This window comes from Rhodobacter maris, assembly GCF_900217815.1.
Classification (GTDB): Bacteria; Pseudomonadota; Alphaproteobacteria; order Rhodobacterales; family Rhodobacteraceae; genus Rhodobacter; species Rhodobacter maris.
In genome coordinates this window covers 197,279-212,580 of the sequence record NZ_OBMT01000001.1, presented here as the reverse complement: position 1 = coordinate 212,580, position 15,302 = coordinate 197,279, and the positions used below count along the sequence as shown (strand labels likewise).

Sequence of the window (15,302 nt, the reverse complement as noted above, 5' to 3'; positions counted from 1 at the left end):
CATGGCCGCTCCCGCAACTCCGGCCACCGAGCCCGAAACGCTTGAAGACGCAAGCTTCCTGCGGGACACTTTGCGCGCCTTTCGCAAGAACCGCATGGCGATGGTGGGGCTCGCCTTCGTGGTGCTGCTGGTTCTGGGCGCGATCTTTGCCCCCTGGGTGAGCCCGCATGATCCCTATCGCGTGGCGCTTGACGAGCAACTCCTGCCGATGTCGCACACCTATTGGCTCGGCACCGACAATTTTGGCCGCGATGTGCTCACGCGCATCCTTTACGGCGCGCGGATCTCGCTGATGGTGGGGATCGTGCCGAGCCTCGTCTCGCTCACCATCGGCACGGTGCTCGGCATTCTGAGCGGCTATCTTGGCGGCAAGACCGATTTCGTGGTGATGCGGCTTGCCGACATGATGATCGCCTTCCCCTCGCTGCTGCTTGCGATGGTGGTGATGTATACGCTCGGCGCGAACCTTCTGAACATCTTCCTCGCGCTCGCGCTCGTGGGCTGGGCCTCGGTCGCGCGGGTGGTGCGCTCCCAGACCCTCGCCCTGCGCGAGAAGGAATTCATCGAGGCGGCGCGCGCCAATGGCACCGCCCGCGCCACGATCATGTTTGCGCATATCTTCCCCAATGTGGTGCCAACGCTGATCGTGCTCTTTTCGCTCTCGATCCCGGAGGCGATCATGTGGGAATCGAGCCTCAGCTTTCTGGGCGTTGGCGTGCAGCCGCCCGAGGCAAGCTGGGGGCTGCTGGTGGCCAAGGGCAAGGAATATATCTTTCAGGCGCCAAGCGTGGCGATTGCCCCCGGCATCGCGATCCTGCTCACGGTGATGGCCTTCAACTTCATTGGCGACGGGCTGCGCGATGCGCTTGACCCCTCGATGAAGGATTGAGCCGATGGGAAGAGCAGATCCAATCCTTTCAGTGCGCGGCCTTTCGACCGCGTTTTCGGGCGACCGGGGCAATGTGACGGTGCTCGACGATGTGTCTTTCGAGGTCGGGCGCGGCCAGATCGTCGGGCTGGTGGGGGAATCGGGCTCCGGCAAGAGCATGACGGCGCTGTCGCTGATGGGGCTTGTGCCGCAGCCGCAGGGCCGCGTGAGCGCGCGTGAAATCCTGCTCGACGGGGTCGATCTCGCGCGTCTCGACGGCGCCGGGATGCGGCGCATCCGCGGCGGCGAGATGGCGATGGTGTTTCAGGAGCCGATGACGAGCCTGAACCCGGTGCGCAAGGTCTGGGAGCAGGTGGGCGAGCCGCTCGCGATCCATCAGGGGCTTGGGCGTCGGGAGATCCGCGCACGCGTGCTCGAAATGTTCGAACTCGTGGGCATTCCCGAGCCCAAAAGCCGGCTCGACGCCTATCCGCATCAGCTTTCGGGCGGGCTGCGCCAGCGCGCGATGATCGCGATGGGGCTGATTTGCGAGCCGAAGCTTCTGATCGCGGATGAGCCGACGACGGCGCTGGATGTGACAACGCAGGCGCAGATCCTGCAGCTGATGCGCGATCTGCGCGACCGGGTTGGCACCTCGATCATCATGATCACCCATGATCTGGGGGTGATCGCAGAGATGTGCGACGTGGTCAACGTGATGTATGCGGGCCAGATCGTGGAGCAGGCGGATGTGTTCGACCTGTTCGAGCGCCCCGCCCATCCCTACACGCGCGGCCTGCTCGCCTCGATCCCGCGGGCGAACGAACCTCGCGCCGGGCGGCGCATGCCGAGCATTCCGGGCATGGTGCCGAACCTCGCCAAACTCCCCCCCGGCTGCCGCTTCGCGCCGCGCTGTGGCGATGCGATGCCGCTTTGCACCCGCGCGCCCGAACTGGCCGCACTCGGTGCGGGGCGTTCTGCGCGCTGCTGGTTGCACGCGCCCGACGCGGCCCAGCCTTTGGAAGAGATGCCGTGACCCATACCGCAAAAGCCCCCCCCGCCCCCGCGCAAGACGAGATCCTGATCTCGACGCGGGATCTGACCAAGCATTACCGCATCGGCGGCGGCCTCTTCGGGGGGCCAGCGCGCGTGGTGCGCGCGGTCGATGGCGTGACGCTCGACATCCGCGCCCGCGAAACCTTCGCGCTGGTGGGGGAATCGGGCTGCGGCAAGACCACGCTCGGCCGGGTGATGCTGCGCCTGCAGGAACCGACCTCCGGCACCATTCGCTACCGCGACACCGATCTGACGGATCTGGGCGAAGGCGCGCTGCGCGCCCTGCGCAAGAACCTGCAGATCGTGTTTCAGGATCCGTTTGCCTCGCTCAATCCGCGCATGCGGATCGAACAGATCCTGGCCGAACCGCTGCGCAGCCACGGCTATGGCACGCCCGCCGAGATCCGCGAGCGCTGCACCGAATTGCTGGAGATGGTGGGCCTGCGCCGGCAGTATCTGCGCAGCTATCCGCACCAGTTCTCGGGCGGGCAGCGCCAGCGCATCGGCATTGCGCGCGCGCTCGCCAACAAGCCCGATTTCGTGGTCTGCGACGAATCTGTCTCTGCGCTCGATGTCTCGATTCAGGCGCAGGTCTTGAACCTGCTGGGCGATCTGCAAGATCAGCTCCAGCTGACTTATTTCTTTATCACCCACGATCTTTCCGTGGTGCGCCAGTTTGCCGACCGGGTGGGGGTGATGTTTCTGGGCCGGTTGGTCGAGGTTGGCACCACCGAGGAGCTGTTTGCCCATCCGCAGCACCCCTATACGATGCTGCTGATGTCGGCGGTGCCGCGCCCCGATCCGCGCCGCCGCGGCGAGCCGCGCCCGATGATGCAAGGCGAGATTCCGAGCCCGATGAACCTGCCAAAGGGCTGCCGGTTTCACACCCGCTGCCCCTTCGCGCGCGACATCTGCCGCGCCGAGGAACCGATGTTGCAGACAGGCGGCGGTCCCGCGGTCGCGTGCCATTTTCCGCTTGAGGGGTGAAAGGACAATCATGGATCTGATCGTGACCCGGCAGGGCGATATCTGGCAGGCCCGTTACGGCGAAAAAGTCTGGCAGGCCGGTGTGGGGCGCGGCGGCATCGCGCCCAAACAGGTCGAGGGGGATGGCATCAGCCCAATCGGCTGCTGGCCGATCCGGCGCGTGCTCTACCGCGCCGACAAGCTTGGCGAGGCCCCGGCCTCGGTCTTTCCGACCGAGACCATCGCCGCCGATGACGGCTGGTGCGATGCGCCCGAGCATCCCGACTATAACCGCCCGGTGAAGCGCCCCTTTGCGGCCAGCCACGAAGAGATGTGGCGCGCCGATGACCTTTACGACATCGTCGTCGTGCTCGGTCACAATGACGATCCGGTCGTGCCCGGCGCGGGCAGTGCGGTGTTTTTGCATGTGGCAAGCGCAGGCTATGGGGCAACCGCGGGATGCGCCACGCTGACGCGCGCGGATCTGCTCGAGTTTCTCGCTCTGGCCGCGCCGGGAACGCGGCTTTGCTTCCGCGCGGAGGAATAGGACTCATCGTGTCAGAAATCGACCTTTCGGCGCTCGATGAAGCGCTTGACCTGCTTCCCGATCAGTTTCGCGGCCCGGCGGGGGTGGCCGGTGTGGTGCATCGCAGCAAGGTGGTGGCCCAGCGCGCTTGGGGCCATGCGGATGTGGCGGCGCGGCTGCCGATGACGGCGGCCCGGCGCATGCCGATCTGCTCGATCTCGAAGCATATGACCTGCGCCTTGCTCCTTGATCTCTTCGAGAGCCCGGAGGTGCTGGCCCCGCTCCTGCCCGCGCTCTTGCCCAATTTCCACGGCCCTCTGCCCAGCGTGGCGCAGCTTTGCCACAACCAGTCGGGGCTGCGCGACTATTGGGCGATGACGGTGCTGCACGGCGCCGCCCCCGAGGGCCGGTGCAGCTTGGCCGATGGCCTCGCCCTGATCGGGCAGGCGCAGCGCGGCCATTTTGTCCCCGGCGCGCATTTTTCCTATTGCAACGGCAACTTCCGGCTTCTGGCGGAGCTGATTTGCCGCGCGACGGGGCGCGATTTTGGCGATCTTCTGGAGGAGCGGCTGTTTCGCCCCGCGGGCATGCCCGGCGCGCGCCTTTCTCCCGACATGGCCGAGCGGGTCGACGGGGTGATCGGCTATGAGGGCAATGACGAGGTCGGCTTTCTGCCCGCGCAAAGCGCGATCAGCTGGTTTGGCGATTCCGGCGTCTCGGCCTCGCTCGACGACATGCTCGCATGGGAAGCGCATATCGATGCGGAGCGCGCAAACCCGGCGGGGCTTTACCAGCGCATCTCCGGCCCGGTGCGCTTTGCCGATGGAACAGCCGCGCCCTATGGCTATGGCCTGCGCCGCTATACGCGCGACGGGCGCGCGGTCACCGCCCATGGTGGCGGCGTGCGGGGCTTTTGCTCATACCGTCTGCATGTCGCGGCAGAGCGGCTTTCGGTCGTGGTGATCTTCAACCATGAGGCCAGCGCGATGCGGGCAGCCGAGACGCTGATGGCGGCCGCCCTCGGCTTGGCACCCCCCGCCGCCCCCACGCCCGCAAAGGGCTGGGACGGTCTTTGGCATGACGCCGAGACCGGGCTCTTTTTGCGCACGCGCGACACGGCGGGCGGCGTGCGCCTCCATTACGCGGTCTCGCCCGTCACATTGCCGCAAAGCGATGAAACCGACGCCAGCGCCCCCGATCTTTCCCTGCGACGGGAGGGGGAGACGTTGGTGATGACCCGCACCGCCGAGAACCTGACGGTGCGCGCCACGCGGCTGCAGCCCCTCGCGCGCGCGAACGCGGCGGAGATTGCCGGCGCCTACCGGTCCGAAGAGATCGGCGCGACGCTGGTGATCGAGGCCCAAGGCGGTGCCGCCAGCATCGGATTTGAGGGCATGCTGGGGCTTGGGCCGATGGAGCGGATGTATCCGCTGGCACAAGATCTCTGGACGGTCACCTCGCGCCGCGCGATGGACGCCGCTCCCCCCGGCGAATGGACGCTGCAGATTCGCCGCAACTCGACAGGGAAAGTTGAGGGGCTGACAATTGGCTGCTGGCTGGCCCGCGGGATCGACTACGCCGCCATCTGACCGCCCCCCCTTGCTGTAGCGCAATGCGGATGAGTTCGAGCAATCCCCCTCCTGTCCCGCGCGCGTGGCGGCTGTGATCCGGAGAGCAGGCAGCAAAAGGCCCCCACGAGGGGGGCCTGATGGCTTGACTTGATCAAGTAAATTCTGGTGGGCGATAACGGATTTGAACCGCTGACATCTTCGATGTGAACGAAGCGCTCTACCGCTGAGCTAATCGCCCGGTAGCGGGCTTTTAGACTCACTCTTCGGGCTTCGCAAGGGGGGGCGGGCCGGATTTTTCATCCTTTTTGGCCGTCTCTTCCGCATGGCTCGCGCCCTCGGCGGTTGCGGCCCGACGGAGCTTGAGATGCAGCACCGTGCCGCCGTTGCGATCGGTCCGCCGTGCCAGCGCAAGCTTGCCCAGCGGTGGCGCCAGAAGCGTCTCGCCCGCCTCCAAGGCTTCGGCCAGAACGGCAAGGACGGCATCGGTCAGATCGCGTGCCGCCGCCTTCTTGACCCCGCTTTTCAACGCCACGCGCTCGACGAGCTCATTTTTCTTCACCTGCACCCGCGCCGCAACGGCCCCATCGGCCCCCCCTTCCGGTCCGGCCGCGGGGCGCGGCGCCGATTGTTTCGGCTGCCCTGTTCTTTTCTTGCTCGATTTTTCCATCACCGCCTCGACATTTTGAGTCGACAAAAGAGTAGTGCGCGTCGCGGCGCCGATCCATATGCTTCGCGTTTAGCGGGAAACCTTTCTGGGGCCGGAGATCGTCGCGCCGACGGGATCGGACGGGCAGCGCTTCAGCCGCGCAGCACGCGCAGGATCCAGAGCACCGCATCCCAAAGATCAAAGATCCGCGCGAGGAAATGCTCCCGCGCGACGAAAGTCTTCTCGGGCGCCCGGTCACGTTCCGCTTCCACCACCGCCATCAGGCGTATCAGCCGACGGCGATGCACGCCGAGCCAGACCTGAACCGGATCCGCGAGCACACCGGCGAAAGTTGCCACGATGGCGCCCAGAATCACAAGGCAGATCAGGGTGGCGGCAACGAGACCGGGCGACGGGCCGACCGGAAAGAGGCCATACCAGAGCGCGCCCGGCCCCGCGCCGAACGGGAAATGCGCAATCGCGGTGCTTTTTGCGACCTGCGCGGCCACCCCCGGCACCATCGAGATCGCGCCCGGAGTTACCGCATGAAAGGCCATCGCGCCAATCATCAACATGATCAGGGCGGTGGTGAACTCGGCCATTGCGGCGCGCGCGCCCGAATATTCTCCCAGCGCCGCGATGATCCTCCCGGCCATGCGCTCGGCCGCCGCGACACTGCCGCAGCGCCGGATCGGTGCGCGCAGTGCGGGAGTGGTCAGGATTGCCTGTTGCAGCGATGCGTGCGGGCGCGCGGGGCCGGGCAGGGGAACGTCCAGCAATTCGGTCAGGATCAGTGTCTCGACGCGCGCCGCAACGGCGGTGCGCAGGAGCAGCCTGCGGCTTTTCAGCCAGCGCGAGAGCCGGGCCAGGCGGAGCGCACCGCAGATCCAGCCAAGCAGCCGCGCCGCGACAAGCAGCGGGGAGAGCAAGACATTCAGCGGCGCCCGGAGCAAATCGAGGCCAAGCGCGGCGCGATGAAGCCGCAGGCTCCCCGGCCACAGGAAATGCCGCCGCACGAAAGCGTCGATCTCGCCACCTGGCACGCTTTGGGCTCCGGACCGCTTCTGGCTCGTCATTGCTTGCTTATCACCCTTTTCTATGTGGTCGGGCCGCGCGTCGCCGCGTCGGGTGACCCGGACGACTATGGCCGATTGCCGTGTCGAAGCCCATCCCGGACGGGCAATCCCCGTCGTCGGGGATCGGAGCGCGGCCGAACTGCCCGGCTTGGACTGCCCGGTGTTGCAGTAATGTTCAAAACTTGCGGGGCGGGGAGCTTGAGGCCGCATCGGCAATGGGGTGCGGAACCGGACGTGATTGACACCGGGGATGATGCACAAACTCGCCAAACGCCCGCGTTTCTGTGGTGACAAACAACACCGTCCGGCGGCTTTGTGGGGGGAGGGGACGTCAGCTTTACGCGCGCAAAACCAGTGGCATTCGCGCGAGTGTACCGGCGGAGGGACCGTGAACGAAAAAATCTGCTCTTGCCAGGAAATTCCTCTTGCACAGGAAGCAGCCGGCCCGTATAGACCCCCCCACACAAGACGCGCAGCGGATTGTGGACCTCAGGTGGGGCCATAGCTCAGTTGGGAGAGCGCTTGAATGGCATTCAAGAGGTCAGGGGTTCGACTCCCCTTGGCTCCACCAATTTAACATATACTAGTGAAATCAAGGACTTACGTGGTCATACTGACCATGCTGACCGCCCCCATGCTGACCAACCCCGCTTGAAGCCTTCCTGATCATTGGACGGGTCTCCCCGACGCCGCAGACGCATCCGCGACTCACGTTAGATCGCATCCGATTGCCCACTGTGCGAGGGGCCACACTGACCGAGGTGCGCGCAGCGAGAGACCGAAGGCCCATCCCCTCAGAAGCACACAGGGTGTCCAAATTGGCCATGTCAGGGTGTACAGATGGTGCCCCCGTTCAGGTGCCCGCAAACGCCGCCCAAACGGTCCCCGCGAGGCCTTAACAGATTGGCACCCCCGCGAAGATGATCAGCCCCAAACATCTCGCCCCGACGACGCCTTGGAAGGCCCGCCAGCGCCCTCAGGCTGCCCCGTGAGTTGCATCTCAAGGCCACCGCAAATACACCCTAACGCCACCGCGAAGGCGCTCCAGCGTGCCCCACAGGCGCACCCGGAGCATCACCCTTACGCACCCCGGCAGGTTTCCCATCGGGGCCGTTGGGGTGCTGGGCCTGTCCTTCGCGGTGCGGGGCGTCGGCCTCAGCATTACGCCTGCGCCTGTGAGGCTAACTGGACCCTGTACTCCGCCAGCCTTGCCAGCCCTTCGGGGGCATCTCCTGAGACCCGGAGACGGTAAGGAGGGGGCGTTTCGCCCCCCCCTTTCAATGCTACTCAGGCGTTTGTGGTGATGAAGGTGGTGGGGGGAGGGTCTCGTCGGCGTGGAGCCGAGGCAGAGGTGCCCCGGAAGGTGGCCTGATGGTCCCGCGCAGGATGCGGCCCAACATCAGCTGACCCGTTCGGTCGTCGATCATCCGGCTGCGCCGAGGGAGACCACAGAGAAGGTGTTGGCCTCGGGGTCATCCCGAGGTCGAGGTGTCATTGAGAGGTGGGCTTGAGGGAGAGCGTTGGTCTTGCGCATCCTGCGGCCCCCAACGGTCAGCCCTCACGGGAAGCGTGGAGGTTCCCCGCCATCAGTCCCTGTTCTGCTGTGTCGTCGGAGATCTCTGCCACCGTGGCACCCCGTCGATGATACATGGTCACGAGACCACCGTCACCCTGCACACTGGGACTGCGATAGGCTTGATCTCCTCGGCGAGGACACCCCCGCCACCGAGGCATCTCTTGTCCCCCTCACGGGAGCCGATGCGGTGCAACTGGGCGGGAACCGTAAGGTGCACCTCTAAGGGAACATAGGGGGGACTCTCTCTATGGGTGGTGTTAATCGGAACGGGTCTTCAGAGAGCAAACCTCCGTCCTCAGGGGCAGCGTCAACGTGGCCTTTCAGGTTCTCCATTATATGTTTGGAGGGACGTTTGCGGTGGCGGGCGCCCCCTTCGCAGGGCGAGGAGAGAACTCGGCGAAAGGCGGGGACCCGCGCCGTATCAGCGAGGCGTTATAGTTGGACCAGGAGGTCGTGCGATAGCCGGGGACGGCAGGCTTGCGCATCTCGACAAACTAACCCTATGGACTCCCAAACTAAATACCTCTCACCGATAGGTGCATCAACCCGTACCCAACCCATCATCAAAGCGCCCCCAATCCGATCCACCGGATGCCGGGACCGAACAGCTAACGCGTTGCGGCCTCGAGGGCGGCGGGCCGGATATGGGCGGCCACGGTTTCCACGCTCGGCAGCGGACCCCGGATCACCCCCTGATCGAGGATCCAGCCCGCTTCGGTGCGGATCAGATCGGCAAGATCCGGAGGCAGCGCAAGGCCAATATCGACATCGCGCCAGAGGGCCGCGATCTCCCGCGCAGGAATTGCGCCCGCCATCGACCGCGACACCACCTCCTGCGCCGCCGCCGGGTCTTCCTTCAGATCGGTTTCGGCGCGAATCAGCGCGCCGAGAAAGGCGCTCAACCGGGCGCTTCCTGCCTCCGAGAGGTCCGGTGTGGCGACGAGGATGTAATGCACCTCGTAGCCACCCGGGCGGAGCTCGCGATAATCGGGGCCGAGCGTGGCACGCGCTGCGCTGTAAAAGCTCGGGAAGGGGGCGATCGCATCGACATCGCCGCGCGCGAGCGCGGCGACCAGATCGCCGGGCGCGGCAGAGATGATCGTCGCCCGGACCCCGGCCGCGGCCAGCGCGTGATCGAGGAAGTAGTGCACATTGGTGCCGATCGTGGTGCCGATGCGCCGACCCTCCAGATCCGCGACGCGCGCGAGCGGTCCGGCGGCGGCATTGCCGATGATCCGCGAGCCGGAATAGCGCGCGAGATCCGCGACGATGGCGAAGCGCTGACCTGTCAAGATGCCGGTCGCCGCCGGAAATTCGGTCATGAAGGCCAGATCGGCCTGCCCGCCGAGCAATGCCTCGAAGGCCTCGCGCCCGGAGGCAAAGGGGACGATGTGCACCGTAAGCCCGGCGGCCGTGAAATAGCCGCGAGCCTGGGCCAGTGCGACCTGCGGCGCCTGCGGAGCCGGGCTCCAGGCGAATGTCAGCGTGTCGGCGGGGGCGGGGGCAGTGGAGAGCAACGCCCCGAGAGCAAGGCCGGCAAGGCGGGTCAGAAGAGTCATGGCTGGCTCCTTTCGGGGCAGGTCGCAACGATGCCGGGGCTGCGGGAGGGCGCGGCGGATGGTTGCGGGTGCAGCCGCGCAAGGATCTCCTCGCGGATCGCCAGGAGCGCCCCGCCGTCTTGCGTCAGGCTGCGCGGGCGCGGTTGCGCCAGCACATAATCCGCGATCAGCCGGCCCGGCCCGGCGCTCATCAGGTACACCCGATCGGCCAGCAACAGCGCCTCATCGACATCATGGGTGACGAAGAGCACGGTGGCGCTGTGACGGGCCCAGACCTCGAGCATCAGCTCCTGCATGCCGCGCCGCGTCTGCGCATCGAGCGCGGCGAAAGGCTCGTCGAGCAGCAAAACCTGCGGCGCGCCGGCAAAGGTTCGGGCGATCGCCACGCGTTGCCTCATGCCGCCCGAAAGCTGCTGCGGAAACTTCCGTTCATGCGCGCCGAGCCCCACCTCGGCCAGCGCGGCGCGAGCGCGGGCGATTTCCTCTGTGCGCGGCAGCCCGAAGCGGCGCAGGGCGAAGCGCACATTGCCGAGCGCGGTGAACCAGGGAAACAGCGCATAGTGCTGGAAGATCAAGCCGATCCGGGCCGAGGGGCCGGTGACGGGCGCGCCGTCGAGCCGGATCGTTCCGGAAGCGGGGACGAGAAACCCCGCGATCGCATTGAGGAGGCTCGACTTGCCGCACCCCGAGGGGCCGATGAGCGCGGTGAAGCTGCCCGGGGCGAGGTGAAGCGTGGTGGGGGGGAGCGCGGTGACCGGACCTTGTCGGCCACGGAAGAGGATCGTGATATCCTCGATGCGCAGATCGCCCGGCGCGCTCATCCTCTCACCCCTGCTGCCAGTGCACGATCCGCCGCCCGATCCGCCCGACGATCAGATCGGCCAGCGCGCCGATCCCGCCGAGCAGGATCAGGAGCGCGAAGATCCGGTCGGTGCGAAGATATTGCCGCGCCTCCTGCAGGCGGAAGCCAAGCCCGGAGGAGGCGCCCGAAAGCTCCGCCGCCACGAGGCTGAGAAAGGCAAGCGCAACCCCGAGGCGCAGCCCGGCAAGGATATGCGGTGCGGCGGCAGGGACGATCACGGCAAGAAATTCGCGGCGCCGCGAGGCCCCGAGCGCGCGCGCCGCGCGCAGGTAGGTCTCGGGGACATACTCCACGCCGTGGTGGGTGTTGAACCAGACCGTCAGGAACACGGTATAGCCGATCACGAAGTGCTTCGAGCCCTCGCCGATGCCGAACCAGACGATCGCCAGCGGCACGAGCGCGATCGCCGGGATCGGGCGCAGCAGCATCAGCAGCGGGCCGAGCAGCCAGCGCAGCACCGCCACCCGCCCGGTCAGGAGCCCGAGCGCGATGCCAAGGCTCGCGCCGAAGGCAAAACCGGTTGCGGCGCGGCCAAGCGAGACGCCAAGATCCTGGGCCAGCGTGCCCCCCTCCCACATCTCGCGCCCCGCCGCCCAGACCGACCAGGGCGCGGGAAAGATCGCCTCCGGCACCAGTTGCGCCGCACCGAGAACTGCCCAGAGCACGAACACCAGCGCGAAGGCGAGCACTGGCCCTCCGAGCCCGGCCGAAAGATGCAACAGGCGCAGTGCGGGGGAAAGGGTCTCGTTCACAGCCATCACATCCGCCTGAGATTGACCGGGCATCTGCCGGAACCGGCCGGGGCGCGCAGCCCTCAACCCAAGGTAGTTCCGCCGCCCCGGCCTTGGCAACTGCCCAGATTGCGTCAGACGGCGGGTCCGCGGCCGCGGCCTGCTTGCCGGGCAATGCGCTCCAGCCCGACGACTCGGGGTGCTGCGTCGGAATAAAACGATTTAGCGTCTTTGATACTTGCCTGAAGGCGCCGAAACCGGTTTCATAAGCACTGCGGCGGCCGGCGCGTGTGCGGTGTCGCGATGCCGCCGTGTCAACCTGTCGCAAGGGGCGCGTGAGGTATCAGCCCGGATCGGAGCGAGAATGAAACAACCGGAGCGGGATCCGCCGGGAAAGCCGGGAGCTAAGCGGGCCACCGTGATCGATGTCGCGCGCCTCGCCGGGGTGTCGGCGGGAACGGTCTCGAATGCGATCAACGGCAAGCGCCGGGTCGACCCGGAAACGCGCTCGCGCGTCGATGCGGCGATCAGCGCGCTCGGCTATCGGCCCAATATGGCGGCGCGCGGCATCCGCACTGGCCGCGCCAACACGATCGCGCTGTTCTCCTCGATGGCGACGGGGGTCGCGGCGGGGCCTTCGCGGCTCGGGTTCCTGATGGAGATCGCCGCGGCCGCGGCTCTGGCGGCGCTTGAGCGCAATGTTGCGCTGGTGCTGGTGCCGCCGATCCCCGAGCCCGAGGCGGCGCTGCGGACGGTGCCCCTCGATGGCGCGCTTCTGGTGGAGCCGGCGCGCAATGACCCGTTTTTGCCGTTTCTGGCCGCGCGCGGCATTCCGACCGTGTCGATCGGCGCGGCTTACGGGATGGTGTCGGCACAGGTGGATCTGAACTACGAGGCGACGGCGGATCTGCTCATCGACCATCTGCTCGAGATGGGCGCACGCGATTTCCCGCTGCTGATCGGCACCAGCGCACGGCGCTATTTCGAGGTGTTCGAGGCGCGTTACCGGGCGCGGGCAGCGCAGATCGGCATGGTGCCGCAAGTGCTGCGGATCGAGGAACGGCTGGGCGAGGCGGCAGCGGCGCAGGTGATGGCGCGGCATCTGCTGTCCCGCCCCGGGCTTGACGGCGTGCTGGCGCCGGTCGATGCGCTGGCGACAGGGGCGATGATGGCGCTGCGCGAGGCGCGTCGGGCGGTGCCGGCCGAAGTGCGGGTGGTGACGCGGTACGACGGTTTGCGCGCGCGTTCCGAGGCGCCGCAACTCACCGCCGTCGATCTGCATCTGGACATGGTGGCGCGCCATGCCGCGATTGCCCTTCTCGAGCTGATCGAGGGGCGGCCTGTGGCCTCGATCGTGCCCGGCCCGTTGCCCCAGATCATTGTCCGCGGCTCCTCGCGACCGGGTTGAAAGCCCCGCTTGATCGCACGCTTGCAGATCGCGCGCTTGACTTCGCCTCCGGTGCGCCGCCTGATACGGCGGCCCCATCCGCAATACCCGGCGCAGACGGCGCGGATCGGGGGGAGGGAGGGGGCATGAAGCAACAGGGCTGGCAGATCCGGGTGCGCGGGCAGGTGCAGGGGGTGGGGTTTCGCCCCTTTGTCTGGCAACTCGCGCAGGCACGGGGCTTGCGGGGCACGGTTTCGAACGATGCCGAGGGCGTGCTGATCCGCTTCCTCGGCGATCCGGGCGATCTGGTCGCTGCGCTGAAGGCCGAGGCGCCGCCGCTCGCGCGCGTCGATGCAGTCGAGCTGTCGGTCGCAGTGTTCGAAGCGCCGCCGAAGGGCTTCGAGATTACGCTCTCGGGCGGCCCGGGCGCGGAGACGCGGGTCACCCCCGATGCCGCAACCTGCCCGGACTGTCAGGCGGAGATCCACCTTTCCGGTCGCCGTCAGGGGTATGCCTTCACCAATTGCACCCATTGCGGGCCGCGCTTCACCATTCTCGAGAGCCTGCCCTATGACCGCGCCCGCACCACCATGGCGCCTTTCGAGATGTGCCCCGACTGCCGCGCGGAATATGACGACCCGACCGACCGGCGGTTTCACGCGCAACCCATTGCCTGCCCCGATTGCGGGCCGCGGCTCTGGCTTGAGGTGGGCGGCGCGGAGGTGGAGGGCGATGCAATCGCTTTGGCCGCTGCACGGCTTCAGGCCGGGGAGATCGTGGCAATCAAGGGGCTTGGCGGGTTTCACCTCGCCTGCGATGCGCAAAACCGCTTTGCCATCGCGGAGTTGCGTGCCCGCAAGGGCCGCCCGTCCAAGCCCCTGGCGCTGATGGCTCGGGAGGAAGATCTGGAGGCGATTGTCGAGGTCTCGCCCGCGGCGCGGGCCGCGCTGAAAGATCCGGCCGCGCCGATCGTGCTGATGCCGTCGCGCGGCACGCTGCCCGCAAGCGTGGCGCCCGGCATGGCGGAGCTGGGCGTGATGCTGCCCTATACCCCGCTGCATCACCTGCTGATCGAGGCGTTCAGCGGGGTGCTGGTGATGACCTCGGGCAATCTTTCCGGTGAACCGCAGGTGGTGAGCAATGACGAGGCGCGCGAGAAGCTCGCGTCTTTCGCCGATGCGTTTGTGATGCATGATCGTGCCATCGCGCGCCGGCTCGACGATTCTGTCGTGCGCGCCGATCCACACGCGGTGCTGCGACGCGCCCGTGGGCAGGTGCCCGGTACACTGCCGCTGCCGCCGGGCTTCGAGGGCGCCCCCGAAGTTGTGGCTTACGGAGGGCAGATGAAGGCGGCGCTCTGCCTGATCAAGAACGGGCAAGCGCTTCTCGGCCATCATCTGGGCGAACTCGACGAGGCGCTCACCTGGGAGGCGTTTCTGGAAGCCGATGCTGATTATGCATCGCTTTTCGACCATCACCCGAAGGGCGTCGCGGTCGATCTGCACCCTGATTACCGCGCCACGCGGCACGGCGGCGAACGTGCCGCGCGCGAAGGGCTTCGGCTTGTCGCGGTACAGCATCACCATGCGCATCTTGCCGCCTGTCTGGGAGAAAACCTCTGGCCTTTGCGGGGGGGCAAGGTGGCGGGGATCGTGCTCGACGGCCTCGGCCTCGGCCCCGACGGCGCGATCTGGGGGGGCGAGCTGCTGCTTGGCGATTACAACGGCTTCAGACGTCACGCCTGGCTCAAGCCCGCAGCGCTGATCGGCGGCGATCGGGCGCAGATGGAGCCCTGGCGCAATGCCCTTGTGCGGCTCGATGCGGCGGGACTGGGCGCTTTGGCCGACGGGCTTTTTCCGTCAGCACCGCGCGACATTGCCCGCCAGATGGCGGCAAAGGGGGTCAATGCGCCGCCTTCGTCGAGCGCCGGGCGGCTCTTTGATGCGGTGGCGGCCTGCCTCGGGCTCTGCGCGGTGAAGCAAAGCTACGAGGGCGAGGCGGCGATGCGGCTCGAGGCGCTCGCGCGCCGGGCCAAGGCCGCGCCCGAAGTGCGGTTCGGGAATGACGGCGCCGAGATCGACCCCGCGCCGCTCTTTCGCGCGATCGCCCGCGGGAGCGATCCGGCGGGGCTGGCGCTTGCCGCGCATGTCGCGCTTGCGGAAGCCTTTGCGACACGCGCCCGCGCGCTTGTCGAAAGCGGGGTAGCGCAGGCGGTGGCCCTCTCGGGCGGGGTGTTCCAGAACGCGCTTCTGGTTCGCCTGACGGTTGAAAGACTCAGCGACTGCGAGGTGCTTGTGCACCGCAGGATTCCCGCGAATGACGGTGCGCTTGCCTTTGGCCAGGCGCTCGTCGCAGCAGCAAAATTGGAAGGTTATTGATCGGTCTGGAAGCAATATCGGTTACAAAGCTTTCATAATTTTTCCGTGACATAATCACACACCCTTGAAAATAAATGAAAAATTTATATGCGACATTCTG

The 15,302-nt window shown here is 66.9% G+C and carries 12 protein-coding genes and 2 tRNA genes; 8 read left to right on the top strand and 6 right to left on the bottom strand.

Annotated elements, in window-relative coordinates; genetic code table 11:
- Window position 1: 1 nt before the first annotated feature.
- From CRO22_RS00995 to CRO22_RS00975, 5 genes are read left to right on the top strand one after another with little or no spacing between them, the layout of a single operon-like run.
- Window positions 2-889, top strand: a complete 888-nt coding sequence (locus tag CRO22_RS00995; RefSeq protein ID WP_097068245.1) for an ABC transporter permease — start codon at window positions 2-4, stop codon at window positions 887-889.
- 4 nt (window positions 890-893) lie between these two features.
- Window positions 894-1,904: an ABC transporter ATP-binding protein gene (locus tag CRO22_RS00990; protein WP_097068244.1), complete on the top strand. Its 1,011-nt coding sequence runs from the start codon at window positions 894-896 to the stop codon at window positions 1,902-1,904.
- Entirely contained in the window at window positions 1,901-2,911 is a 1,011-nt protein-coding gene (locus CRO22_RS00985; RefSeq protein ID WP_097068243.1) for an ABC transporter ATP-binding protein, read from the top strand. The genes CRO22_RS00990 and CRO22_RS00985 overlap by 4 nt, the downstream gene beginning before the upstream one ends.
- A gap of 10 nt (window positions 2,912-2,921) precedes the next feature.
- On the top strand, window positions 2,922-3,437 hold the full coding sequence (locus CRO22_RS00980) for a L,D-transpeptidase family protein (protein ID WP_097068242.1): 516 nt from the start codon (window positions 2,922-2,924) through the stop codon (window positions 3,435-3,437).
- Window positions 3,438-3,445: 8 nt separating this feature from the next.
- Complete coding sequence (locus tag CRO22_RS00975) at window positions 3,446-5,005, top strand: D-aminopeptidase (protein WP_097068241.1); 1,560 nt, start codon at window positions 3,446-3,448, stop codon at window positions 5,003-5,005.
- Between the two features lie 145 nt (window positions 5,006-5,150).
- On the opposite strand, the gene CRO22_RS00970 is transcribed toward CRO22_RS00975, so the two are convergent.
- From CRO22_RS00970 to CRO22_RS00960, 3 genes are all read right to left on the bottom strand, one after another.
- Window positions 5,151-5,225, bottom strand: a tRNA-Val gene (locus CRO22_RS00970).
- A gap of 18 nt (window positions 5,226-5,243) precedes the next feature.
- Window positions 5,244-5,654 (bottom strand): HU family DNA-binding protein, encoded by a 411-nt coding sequence (locus tag CRO22_RS00965; RefSeq protein ID WP_097068240.1) that lies wholly within the window; start codon window positions 5,652-5,654, stop codon window positions 5,244-5,246.
- Between the two features lie 131 nt (window positions 5,655-5,785).
- The gene (locus tag CRO22_RS00960; protein ID WP_097068239.1) at window positions 5,786-6,709 is read right to left on the bottom strand and encodes a DUF6635 family protein; all 924 of its coding nucleotides are present in this window, start codon (window positions 6,707-6,709) and stop codon (window positions 5,786-5,788) included.
- A gap of 495 nt (window positions 6,710-7,204) precedes the next feature.
- On the opposite strand from CRO22_RS00960, the gene CRO22_RS00955 reads away from it, so the two are divergent.
- Window positions 7,205-7,280: transfer RNA gene (locus CRO22_RS00955), tRNA-Ala, on the top strand.
- A 1,613-nt stretch (window positions 7,281-8,893) separates the two neighbouring features.
- Here CRO22_RS00955 and CRO22_RS00950 read toward each other — a convergent pair.
- Genes CRO22_RS00950 through CRO22_RS00940 form a run of 3 tightly spaced genes read right to left on the bottom strand, consistent with a single transcriptional unit; the run spans window position 8,894 to window position 11,464 of the window.
- The gene (locus tag CRO22_RS00950; protein ID WP_097068238.1) at window positions 8,894-9,844 is read right to left on the bottom strand and encodes an ABC transporter substrate-binding protein; all 951 of its coding nucleotides are present in this window, start codon (window positions 9,842-9,844) and stop codon (window positions 8,894-8,896) included.
- Window positions 9,841-10,665: an ABC transporter ATP-binding protein gene (locus tag CRO22_RS00945; RefSeq protein WP_097068237.1), complete on the bottom strand. Its 825-nt coding sequence runs from the start codon at window positions 10,663-10,665 to the stop codon at window positions 9,841-9,843. The genes CRO22_RS00950 and CRO22_RS00945 overlap by 4 nt, the downstream gene beginning before the upstream one ends.
- A 4-nt stretch (window positions 10,666-10,669) precedes the next feature.
- A complete protein-coding gene (locus CRO22_RS00940) occupies window positions 10,670-11,464 on the bottom strand; it encodes an ABC transporter permease (RefSeq protein WP_245860843.1) in 795 nt (264 codons plus the stop codon).
- A 337-nt stretch (window positions 11,465-11,801) separates the two neighbouring features.
- On the opposite strand from CRO22_RS00940, the gene CRO22_RS00935 reads away from it, so the two are divergent.
- Together CRO22_RS00935 and hypF are read left to right on the top strand one after the other, a co-directional pair.
- Window positions 11,802-12,845 (top strand): LacI family DNA-binding transcriptional regulator, encoded by a 1,044-nt coding sequence (locus CRO22_RS00935; RefSeq protein ID WP_097068235.1) that lies wholly within the window; start codon window positions 11,802-11,804, stop codon window positions 12,843-12,845.
- A gap of 125 nt (window positions 12,846-12,970) precedes the next feature.
- Entirely contained in the window at window positions 12,971-15,202 is a 2,232-nt protein-coding gene (hypF, locus tag CRO22_RS00930) for a carbamoyltransferase HypF (RefSeq protein WP_097068234.1), read from the top strand.
- Window positions 15,203-15,302 lie beyond the last annotated feature (100 nt).